Genomic DNA, 11,213 nt, shown 5'->3' with positions numbered 1-11,213 from the left:
CGTTAGTTGCGGCCGTTGCTAAACGGATCATTCTTGATTTCGGCCACCAGCCAACGGCCACGCACCCGTACCATCCGTACCACCCGCATTTCATTGACGATGCGGCCATCAAAAGGGCCGCTAAATACCAGCATCACATCGGTTTCATTGCCGTATTGTTCACGCAGGTTCTGGCCAGCCCGGTTCACATTAATCGTGACTTCATCGTACGACATATTGATTAAGGTACGGGCAACCTGACGGGTGGTGCCATAATGAGCAATGAGCTCAGCAAGCTCCGGCGTACTCAGGTTTTTCGCTAACTCCAGGTCACTTTTGTTGTAGATGGCATCAAAGAACTCAGCAGCAGCATGTTCAGGGGCATGAAACGTACCAGACAAAGCTTCATTTTGTTCAGAGCAAGCAGTCAACAACAGCAGCAAAAAAACAGCAACGAATAAGCGTATTGGCATGAAGGATTAGGCTTTTAAAAGTCAATACAGAACCCAAGTTTGGGCTTAGAAATCCAATCTGTAAAGTGCCAACTTTATACAAGGCTAAATACCGGTCACAAAAAAAGGCCGCCGCAGCGACCTTATAAAGCAAAAAACTGTCTGAAACTTACGCTTGCAGCTCTTGCTCGGTAAAGACATCCGCGAACAGTGGGCTGGACAGATAGCGCTCAGCAGAGCTTGGCAATATCACCACGATGTTTTTGTCGGCATATTCAGGCAGCTCGGCCAGTCGCTTGGCTGCAACTACAGCGGCACCGGAGGAAATACCCGCCAGAATGCCTTCTTCCTTCATTAGTCTATGTGCCATGGCAATGGCTTCGTCGTTGCTGACTTGCTCAACGCGGTCAATCATCTCCAGATCCAGGTTGCCTGGGATAAAGCCAGCACCAATGCCCTGAATTTTGTGTGGGCCAGGCTTTAACTCTTCGCCGGCACGTTTTTGGCTGATCACCGGGGAGTCGACCGGCTCAACGGCGACACTCACCAGAGGATGCTTTTTCTCCAGCTTGATAAAACGACTAACCCCGGTAATGGTACCGCCGGTACCAACACCAGCGACAAAGACATCCACCTTGCCATCGGTATCGTTCCAAATCTCAGGGCCTGTGGTTTCAAAATGAATTTGCGGGTTGGCCGGGTTGTCGAACTGCTGCAACAACACATACTTTTCCGGATTGGACGCCTGAATTTCTTTCGCCTTATCAATAGCGCCTTTCATGCCTTTCGGACCTTCGGTCAGTACCAGGTTGGCACCCAAAGCTTTCAACAGCTTACGGCGCTCCAGACTCATGGTCGCCGGCATGGTCAGGGTCAGTTTGTAGCCGCGGCTGGCGGCAACGAAGGCCAGCGCAATACCGGTGTTGCCCGAGGTGGGTTCAATCAACTCTTTACCTTCACCTAGTAAACCTTTTTGCTCGGCATCCCAGATCATAGCGGCACCAAGACGGCATTTCACACTGAAACTTGGGTTGCGCGCTTCGATTTTTGCGTAGACATTACCGCCGGTCACGCGATTGAGTTTGACCAGGGGGGTACGGCCAATGGATAAGGAATTGTCTTCAAAGATGTTTGCCATAACAGCATGCTCCGGTTTGCTAGCAGATTTTCGTTAAATTAACGCCTGGATGGCCAAAAGCAAAGAAGCGTTTTGCTATATGTTATTCCGCTTGCACCACAGTTGCCTTTGTCAGCACTGGCACGACCAGCGCCAACAAGGTAAAGTAGCAGCTTGCGAGTAATAAAGGTCTGTTTATGTCGTTTCAAAGTACCGAACACTATATCGTTTCCGATGAGTTGGCACTGGCGGTCAATGCGGCGGTTACACTGGAAAAGCCCCTGTTAATCAAAGGCGAGCCGGGTACCGGCAAAACCCGCCTGGCGGAAGAGCTGGCTGGGGCCCTGGGAGCTGAACTGATTAGCTGGCCGATTAAATCCACCACCAAAGCCCAGCATGGTCTGTACGAGTACGATGCGGTCTCGCGTTTGCGTGACAGTCAGCTTGGCAGTGATAAGGTGCAGGACATCAGCAACTACATTCGCCCCGGCAAGCTGTGGCAGGCCTTTACCGCAGAACAGCGTCCGGTGCTGCTGATTGATGAAATCGACAAAGCCGACATCGAGTTTCCAAACGATTTGCTGTACGAGCTGGATCGCATGGCCTTTTACGTGCATGAAACCGGTGAAGAAGTGGCTGCTAAACAGCGGCCTATCGTGATCATTACCTCGAACAATGAAAAAGAGCTGCCGGATGCCTTTTTGCGCCGCTGCTTTTTCCATTACATTCGCTTCCCGGATGAGGCCTTATTGCGTGGCATTGTTTCGGTGCATTTCCCGGCCATTCAGTCCGAGCTGCTTAGCACAGCACTGGAGGTCTTCTTTGAGCTGCGTGAGTTGCCCAGCCTGAAAAAGAAACCTTCTACTTCGGAGCTGCTGGATTGGTTGAAGCTGCTGCTGGCGGAAGAGATACCGGCCGAGGTATTGCGCGACAAACAACAAAAGGGCGGTTTGATGCCGATGTTTGGTGCCTTGCTGAAAAACGAGCAAGACGTTGCCCTGGTGGAAAAACTGGCCTTTATGGCGCGTCGCCGCTGATGCTGGTTCAGTTTTTTCAAACCCTGCGCAAGCATGGTCTGAGTGTTAGCCTGACGGAGCTGCTGGATTTGCTGGCCGCTTTAAAGCAGCAGGTGATCTTTGCCGACACCGAGGCATTTTACCATTTGGCGCGTTTGGTGCTGGTAAAAGACGAGCGCAACTACGACAAGTTTGACCGCGCCTTTGCCGAGTACTTTGAAGGGGTGGCGGCGGTCGATATCGCAAGCTCCATTCCGGATGACTGGCTAAAGCCCGATGTGATCCGTCAGCTGACTGACGCGCAAAAGCAAGCGTTGAAAGGCCTTGGCAGTCTGGATGAGCTGCTCAAGCAATTTAAAGAGCGTTTAGCCGAGCAGCAAAAACGTCATGCCGGTGGTAACAAATGGATTGGCACCGGTGGCACCTCGCCCTTTGGAGCTTATGGCTACAACCCTGAAGGGATCCGGTTGGGGCAGGAGGGCTCCGGCGCCCGTCGGGCCGTCAAAGTCTGGGACAAGCGCGAATTTCGCGATCTCGACAGCGATGCCGAGCTCAACAACCGCAGCATCAAGCTGGCGCTGCGTCAGTTACGCCGCTTTGCCCGAACCGGTGCCAGCCAGGAGCTGGACTTACCGGAAACCATTCGCGCGACCTCGCAGCAGGGGGGACTGTTGGATTTGCAATGGCAACCCGAACGGCACAATGCCATCAAAGTACTGCTGCTGTTGGATGTGGGCGGCTCGATGGACGATTACATCCACGAGTGCGAGCAGCTGTTTGCCGCCGCTCGCAGCGAGTTTAAGCAGTTGGAGTTTTTTTACTTTCACAACTGCGTGTACGAAGGCGTTTGGAAACACAACCAGCGCCGGCGCGAGCAACAAACCAGGGTGATGGATTTAATTCATACCTACGGTTCAGATTACAAAGTGATCTTTGTCGGCGATGCCACCATGGGCCCTTATGAAATCGCCTGGCCCGGTGGCAGTGTGGAGCATTACAACGAAGAGCCAGGCGAAGTCTGGTTAAAGCGCCTGCTGGCGCAGTATCCGAAAGCTGTGTGGCTAAACCCACAACCCGAGACCTGGTGGCCGCACTATCAGTCGATCGGCTTAATCCAGCAGATTATGGCTAAACGCATGTATCCACTCACCCTGGATGGTTTACAACAAGCCATGCGCACCTTACTGAGCTAGTGGGGCGCCGCACTTCTGCGGTTGACCTACTGAGCTGGTAGCATCAAGCGCAATGTCACAAAAGATTTGACGTGTCAGCTTTTGCTGACAGCGCTATAATCGGTTTATAACGAGCAGATCTGACTGCACAGATCGATCCAAACAAGGTTAGGCTATGAAAAATGTTGTGATCAGTGGCTCAGGTGTGTTTACACCGGCCGATAGTATTTCCAACGAGGAGCTGGTCGCCAGCTTCAATCAGTATGTTGATAATTTCAATCAGCAGCATGCCGCTGAGATTGAACGGGGCGAACTGGAAGCTTTAGGGCATTCCAGTTGTGAGTTTATCGAAAAAGCCTCCGGCATCAAATCACGCCATGTGTTGTACAAAGATGGCATCCTGGATCCTGCGGTGATGCACCCGGTATTTCCGCGCCGCGGTGAAGATGAAATCCCCGAAATGGTCGAGATGGCACTGATCGCAGCCAAAGAAGCCATGGCCGAAGCCGGTAAAACCGCAGCAGATATCGACTTGATCATCTGTGCAGCCTCCAACATGCAGCGACCATATCCAGCCTTATCGGTAGAATTGCAGCAGCAATTGGGGGCCGCCGGTTATGCTTTTGATATGAATGTGGCTTGCTCGTCGGCTACCTTTGCCATCAGCAATGCCGTCAATGCCATTCGGGGCGGCACTGCCAAAGTGGTACTGGTAGTCAACCCTGAGTTTGCCTCTCCGCAGGTCAATTACCGCAGCCGCGATAGCCACTTTATTTTCGGTGATGTTTGCACGGCGACCATTATCGAAGCCGAAGACACCTGTCGTTCACCGCTGGCGTTTCGCATTTTAGGCATGCGACTTAAAACCGAGTTTTCCAACAACATTCGCTGCGATATTGGCTACACCGAGCATTGTTTCGAAACATCGGAGCCAGAGATTGCCTTTTTCCGCCAGCAAGGCCGTAAAGTGTTTAAAGAGCTGCTGCCATTGGTGGCCGATGTGATTGCGACTGAGATGGCAGCGCAGCAGGTCACACCGGATCAGTTAAAGCGCTTATGGCTGCACCAGGCCAATATCAATATGAATATCTTTGCCGCCAAAAAAATTCTCGGCAGGGATCCATTACCGGAAGAAGCCCCTCTGGTACTGGACCGCTACGCCAACACGGCGTCAGCCGGTTCCATTATCGCATTTCATCAGCACAAAACCGGTTTGCAAGCAGGCGATAAAGCCATTCTGTGCTCCTTTGGTGCAGGCTATTCCATCGGTTGTCTGGTGTTAGAGCAGGCGTCGTTCTGATACGCCGGTTGAACGGCAAGGAAGCCGTTCCAACGCGTGTTGTCTCCAATGCTTTGTAACAAAGTATGTCGGTTGCAGCCGTTGCTGCAGGCCTTATAGCACGATGAGGCTTTTTTAAGTTTTTGATTTAAATAACTAATTGACTACCCTCCATCTCGCCCAACAACTATCAGCCTGCAAATGAACGTGCATCAATAGATATTTTTAGCATCCATCTGGCAGCAAATTTCGTTAGTATAGAACCAATTAAACTTATTTCTAAAGTGAGTTCCATGGCAAAGCAAAAACTAAAAATTATCTTGCCAGTACTGATCCTGTTGTTGGCGATCGCATTAATGATGGTCTTGATGAAAGGACGGCAACCAGCCGAGCAGCGCCAGGACTTGCCGGTAGGGGTCCTGGTCGACACCATTACGGCACAGCCGCAAACACTGACTTACCGCATTGCTTCTCAAGGCACGGTCCGGCCTAAATTAATGACCAGTCTGATTTCTGAAGTCAATGGCCGCATTATTGACGTTTCGCCCAACTTTGTCGAAGGTGGATTTTTTGCTGCCGGCGAAGTATTGGTGACGGTAGAACAGGATGATTACTTAACCGCACTCAAAGCAGCCGAAGCCAATTTGGCGCGCGCGACCGCTGCGCTGCAGGAAGAGTTAGCCCGGGTGCGGGTGGCCGAAGAAGAGTGGGCCTCTTTTACCGAAGGGGAGGCGCCTGAACTGGGTTTACGCCGGCCGCAATTAGCGCGTGAGCTTGCCAATGTTCGCTCGGCAGAAGCGGAGCTGGAGCGTGCTGCGCGGGATCTTAGCCGAACAGAGATCCGCGCTCCTTACGCAGGTTTGCTGCAAAGCAGAGCGGTGAATTTAGGGCAGTTTATCAGCCGTGGTACTGTGCTTGGCAGCATTTTTGGTACCGATCTGGCCGAAATCAGGCTTCCGCTAAGCGATAACGACTTGGCCTTTATGCAGCTCCCAACGGCAGCACAGCCACAGTTTCCATCGGTTGAGCTCAGCGCTCTGGTGGCGGGGCAGCCACAGCAATGGCAAGGCAAACTGGTGCGCACCGAAGGCGTGTTGGATGAGCGTAGCCGGGTCATTTATGGCGTGGTGCAGGTAGACGATCCTTATCGTCTGCAGGCTGATGGAAAGCAACCTCTGCGCTTTGGCCGCTTTGTCCATGCCAGCATCGATGGGATCTCTTCCGAGCAAGTGATCCCGGTGCCCCGTAATTTATTGCGGCCTGGCAATCAGCTATTGCTGGTAAACAGCGAGCAGCAACTGGAGTTTCGTACGGTCCAGGTACAGCGTACCGATGAGCGTTATGCCTACGTGGTAGCAGGGCTTGCCGCTGGTGAGCATTTGGCCGTTTCTGCCTTGCCCAATCCCTTAGCGGGCATGCAGGTGCGGCTTGGCCGAGTGGATGGTGAATGGCTGGAAAGTCCGGCAGACGCTGGCACTGAACAAGCGGGAGACTAAGCATGGATACGCATAAAGGCATTATTGCCTGGTTTGCCCGCAATAGTGTTGCCGCCAACTTGTTGATGGTGGTGCTGATTATTGCTGGCGCCGCTTCGTTAATGACCATCAAGAAACAGATCTTCCCGGAAATTGCGCTGGATGAAGTCACCATTCGGGTGCCTTATCTGGGCGCTGCGCCGCAGGAGGTCGAAAGCGCGGTAATTGATAAAATTGAAGAGCGGCTGCGTTCCATCAATGGCATTAAGCGCATTCGCTCAACCGCCGTCGAAGGTTTGGGCACGGTACGGGCTGAAATCTCATCCAGTTACGACATCATGGAAGTAATGGATGAAATCAAAACTCAGGTAGCCGCTATTGCAACCTTTCCGGAGCAGGCAGAGCGCCCTGTGGTGTACCGGCAACGGTTTCAGAGTACGGTGATTTGGCTCTCACTCTACGGCGATGCCGATGAGCGCAGCATGAAAGAGCTGGCCAAACAAATCCGCGATGACTTAAAAAAACGCTACAGCATCAGCCAGGTCGAGGTGGTCGGTGCCCGCGACTACGAAATCTCCATTGAGTTATCCGAGGCGGTGCTGCGGGAGTATCAATTAACGTTTGATCAGGTAGTGCAAGCCATTCGCGGCAGCTCGGTAGATATTCCGGGCGGCTCTATCCGCTCCGAGGCTGGCAATATCTTACTGCGAACCAAGGGCCAGGCGTACCGCGGCCATGAGTTTGCCGATATTATCCTGCTGCGCTTTAACGATGGCACCCGGCTCAGACTGGGCGATATTGCTTACATCAATGATGGCTTTATCGAGCGCGAGGGCGAGGCTACCTTTGATGGGATGCCCTCGATCTCCATCCGGGTAGATGCAGTTGGCGATGACAACAGCCTGCAAATTTCAGCAAACGTGAAGCGTTATGTCGAAGAGCAGCGTGAGATCCTGCCGGCGGGTATTTATCTGGATCATTGGGGCGACAGCAGTTACTACCTGCAGGGCCGCATCGAACTGATGACCAGCAATCTGCTGTACGGTGTCTTGCTGGTGCTGCTGGCACTCACCTTGTTTCTGGAGTTTCGGATTGCTTTTTGGGTTATGGTCGGGATCCCGGTCTGTTTTCTAGGTGCCCTGGCACTGATGCCACTGCCGATGTTCGGTGTTTCCATCAACATGATCAGCTTGTTTGGCTTTATTCTGGTGCTCGGTATTGTGGTGGATGATGCCATCATTATTGGTGAGAGTGCTTTTAGCGAAATCGAGAAAAAAGGCAAGTCGATGGACTCGGTCATCGCCGGGGCCAAGAAAGTGGCCATGCCAGCGACCTTCGGTGTGCTGACCACCATCGCCGCCTTTCTACCCATGCTGATGGTGGGCGGCGCCATGGGGCCGATTTGGGAGTCGATTGCCTGGGTGGTGATACTGTGTCTGGCATTCTCTATCGTCGAGTCCAAGCTGATTCTGCCTACCCACATTGCCCATATCGACATGAAACCCTGGGATCCAAACCGGCATGGCTTGTTTTATGCCAGTGGCCGCGGCACCAGTAATTTCTTACGCAGTATCCGGGAATGGGTGGCCGCTAAACTGCAGCACCTCATTCATCAACACTACCGGCCCTTTATTCGACGCTGCATTGAGTTTCGCTATCTGACACTGGTTAGCTTTTTCTCAATGATGCTACTGATGATAGGTTTGCTGGGCGGGGGCTTTGTCCGTTGGGTGTTTTTCCCGGATATCCCAAGCGACTTTATTCAGGCCAGTATCTTGATGGAAGAAGGCTCGTCCAGTCAGCAAACGCAGCAGGCACTGGATGAGATGGAAGCCGCATTAATGCGCACCAATGAGCGGCTGAAATCCGAATACAATGCCGATGTGATTCAGCACCGGCTGGTGTTCTTAAACAGCGATACCCGTGGGCAGATGGTACTGGAGTTGGAAAAAAGCGAAGGCCGTGAAATTGATGGCTTTGAAATTGCCCGTATCTGGCGTGAAGAAATGCCAGAGATTGCCGGCATGCGTTCATTTAATATCAATGCCTCTACCGGCGCTGGTGGCGGCGGTGCTGATATAGCGCTGCAAATTCGTGGTGATAATTTGCAGATGCTGGAAGCGGCTGCCGAAGAGCTTAAGCGAGCGCTGGAGCAATACGAAGGCGTGTACGATATTCAGGATAACCTGAGTGGTGGCAATGACGAGGTGGTGCTGACACTGAAACCTGAGGCGGACTTGCTTGGGTTAACGCTGGCCGATGTAGCACGCCAGGTACGTTATGGCTTCTATGGTGCCGAAGCGCAGCGGGTACAGCGCGATGGCGAAGAAGTGAAAGTGATGGTGCGCTACCCGAAAGATGAGCGCAACTCACTGGGTAATTTAGAGCAGATGCGGATCCGCACTGCCGATGGTGGTGAGGTGCCCTTTAGTATGGTCGCCAGCTATCAGTTGCAGCCGGCCTTTAATGCCATTAACCGGGTCAATGGTGAGCGGGCGGTCACCATTACTGCGGCGGCAGATAAAGATCGCATCGAGCCGGGCCGGGTGGTGCGGGAAGTTCGCCAGGGCATTATGAAAGAACTGCCTAAGCAATACCCTGGTGTCACCACAGCGCTGGAAGGCAGCAGCCAGGATGAAATGGATGCGCAGCGCGATATGTTCAAAGCCGCCGTGCTGGCGCTGTTTTTGATTTATGCCTTAATGGCCATTCCACTGAAATCCTACAGCCAGCCGCTGATTATTATGAGCGTGATCCCCTTTGGCCTGATTGGGGCTGTGGTTGGCCATATGGTCCTGGGGCTTAGCATGAGCATTATGTCGGTGTTTGGCCTGATAGCGTTGGCCGGGGTGGTGGTGAATGACAGTTTGATCATGGTGGATTTTGTCAATAAAGCCAGAGCGGCCGGGCACAGCATCCGTCAGGCGGTGGAAGAGGCCGGTACCATGCGTTTTCGTGCCATCGTACTGACCTCGATGACCACCTTTTTGGGCTTAACGCCCATCGTGCTGGAGCGTAGTTTGCAGGCGCAAATCGTGGTGCCGATGGCAGTATCGCTAGCCTTTGGTATTTTGTTTGCGACTGTGATTACTTTGATCCTGATCCCGGCGCTTTATGTCATCCTGGAAGACGTGAAGAACCTGTTTCGCAGCAAGGAGCAAAAAATCGATACCCGCTTAGGCGAACTTAGCTGAATCAATGCACTATAAAAAAGCCCCTGATGTCAGGGGCTTTCTCTTAACACTCAATAATATTCACGGCGAGGCCACCGCGCGAGGTTTCTTTGTACTTGGTTTGCATGTCCTTGCCGGTGTCCCACATGGTTTTAATCACTTTATCCAGCGACACCTTGTGATCGCCGCTGCCCCGCAGCGCCAGTCGTGACGCATTGATGGCTTTCACCGCCCCCATGGCATTGCGCTCAATGCAAGGCACCTGTACCAGGCCACCGACCGGATCGCAGGTTAGGCCTAAATTGTGTTCCATGCCAATTTCTGCTGCATTTTCTACATGGCTGGCTGAGCCACCCAGAATTTCCGTTAAGGCGCCGGCGGCCATTGAACAAGCGACACCCACTTCGCCCTGACAACCGACTTCGGCACCCGAAATAGACGCATTCTTTTTGTACAAAATGCCAATGGCGGCAGCCGTTAACAGATAACGCATAGCTATATCCGGCGTAACCGGCTGGATAAACTTGTCGTAGTACATCAGTACTGCCGGGATAATACCGGCTGCACCATTGGTTGGGGCAGTGACCACCCGGCCACCGGCGGCATTTTCTTCATTCACAGCCAGAGCAAACAGGTTCACCCAGTCCATCACCTGCAAAGGATCCGAGCTTTTCTCCACACTGAGCCGGCGGTACAGCGCCGGTGCCCGTCGTTTTACTTTCAGACCACCCGGCAAGACACCCTCGGTGCGAATACCTCGCTCGACACAATCGCGCATGGTCTGCCAGATATGAAACAATTCATCTTTCACCTGACTGGGCTTACGCAATACCTGCTCGTTTTCCAGCATCAGGCTGGAAATCGATAAACCATGCTCTTTGCAAAGCGCCAGCAGCTCTGCCGCACTTTCAAACGGGTAGGGCGGCGGGTTATCAGCAGCAAACTGACTGGCCGCTTCTTTTTCTTTGGCAAAATCTTCGGCTTTGACAATAAAGCCACCACCAATGGAGAAATAGACTTCTCGCAATAGCTCGGTATCGCCGTTCCAGGCGACCAGCTCCATGCCATTGGAGTGCTCTTTGAGGGTCTTGCGCCGATGAAAGGTAATGGCGCCTTCCCGCGGGAATTTCACCGGCTGTTGTTGCGCCAGCAGCAGTGATTGCTCTGTGTGTACCTGATGCAGCAGTTCTGGGATCAGATCCGGGTCGATGCTCTCCGGCAGGTAGCCACTAAGCCCAAGAATAACCGCTTTGCCGGTGCCATGGCCAATACCGGTCTGCCCCAGCGAGCCATAGAGCTCAACCTTAATACGATTGACGGACTCAAGCTGACCCAGTTGTTTCAGCTGTTCGGTAAACTGATGCGCAGCCCGCATCGGCCCGACGGTATGTGAGCTGGAAGGGCCTATGCCAATGCTGAACATATCAAAAGCGCTGATAATCATAAGTTATATAAACGAATTAGAACCAAGATAGCTGGATTGTAACTCAAAGCCGGGTAGGCTGTAAGTGCTGTTGGAACTGGTCAGGTCTGGTTACAGCTGTACCCCC

Annotated in this window: 8 protein-coding genes; 5 read left to right on the top strand and 3 right to left on the bottom strand. The window is 52.8% G+C overall.

Annotated features, from left to right (window positions below; all coding sequences use genetic code 11):
• Positions 1-2: 2 nt before the first annotated feature.
• Together QWY20_RS08880 and cysK are read right to left on the bottom strand one after the other, a co-directional pair.
• Positions 3-452, bottom strand: coding sequence for a hypothetical protein (locus QWY20_RS08880; RefSeq protein WP_330128664.1), 450 nt, complete (start codon positions 450-452; stop codon positions 3-5).
• 148 nt (positions 453-600) lie between these two features.
• Entirely contained in the window at positions 601-1,569 is a 969-nt protein-coding gene (gene cysK, locus QWY20_RS08875; protein WP_330128663.1) for a cysteine synthase A, read from the bottom strand.
• 176 nt (positions 1,570-1,745) lie between these two features.
• On the opposite strand from cysK, the gene QWY20_RS08870 reads away from it, so the two are divergent.
• From QWY20_RS08870 to QWY20_RS08850, 5 genes are all read left to right on the top strand, one after another.
• A complete protein-coding gene (locus QWY20_RS08870; RefSeq protein WP_330128662.1) occupies positions 1,746-2,585 on the top strand; it encodes an AAA family ATPase in 840 nt (279 codons plus the stop codon).
• The gene (locus QWY20_RS08865) at positions 2,585-3,757 is read left to right on the top strand and encodes a vWA domain-containing protein (protein ID WP_330128661.1); all 1,173 of its coding nucleotides are present in this window, start codon (positions 2,585-2,587) and stop codon (positions 3,755-3,757) included. The genes QWY20_RS08870 and QWY20_RS08865 overlap by 1 nt, the downstream gene beginning before the upstream one ends.
• 154 nt (positions 3,758-3,911) lie before the next feature.
• The gene (locus QWY20_RS08860) at positions 3,912-5,036 is read left to right on the top strand and encodes a beta-ketoacyl-ACP synthase III (RefSeq protein WP_330128660.1); all 1,125 of its coding nucleotides are present in this window, start codon (positions 3,912-3,914) and stop codon (positions 5,034-5,036) included.
• Between the two features lie 272 nt (positions 5,037-5,308).
• Positions 5,309-6,511 (top strand): efflux RND transporter periplasmic adaptor subunit, encoded by a 1,203-nt coding sequence (locus QWY20_RS08855; RefSeq protein ID WP_330128659.1) that lies wholly within the window; start codon positions 5,309-5,311, stop codon positions 6,509-6,511.
• A gap of 2 nt (positions 6,512-6,513) precedes the next feature.
• Positions 6,514-9,684, top strand: a complete 3,171-nt coding sequence (locus tag QWY20_RS08850) for an efflux RND transporter permease subunit (protein ID WP_330128658.1) — start codon at positions 6,514-6,516, stop codon at positions 9,682-9,684.
• Positions 9,685-9,727: 43 nt separating this feature from the next.
• On the opposite strand, the gene QWY20_RS08845 is transcribed toward QWY20_RS08850, so the two are convergent.
• The gene (locus QWY20_RS08845; RefSeq protein ID WP_330128689.1) at positions 9,728-11,104 is read right to left on the bottom strand and encodes an L-serine ammonia-lyase; all 1,377 of its coding nucleotides are present in this window, start codon (positions 11,102-11,104) and stop codon (positions 9,728-9,730) included.
• Between the last annotated feature and the right edge of the window lie 109 nt (positions 11,105-11,213).

This window comes from Alkalimonas cellulosilytica, from assembly GCF_036325985.1.
Classification (GTDB): domain Bacteria; phylum Pseudomonadota; class Gammaproteobacteria; order Enterobacterales; family Alteromonadaceae; genus Alkalimonas; species Alkalimonas cellulosilytica.
Note: the sequence above shows the minus strand (reverse complement) of the source record. Positions and strands in the feature narration are given on the sequence as shown.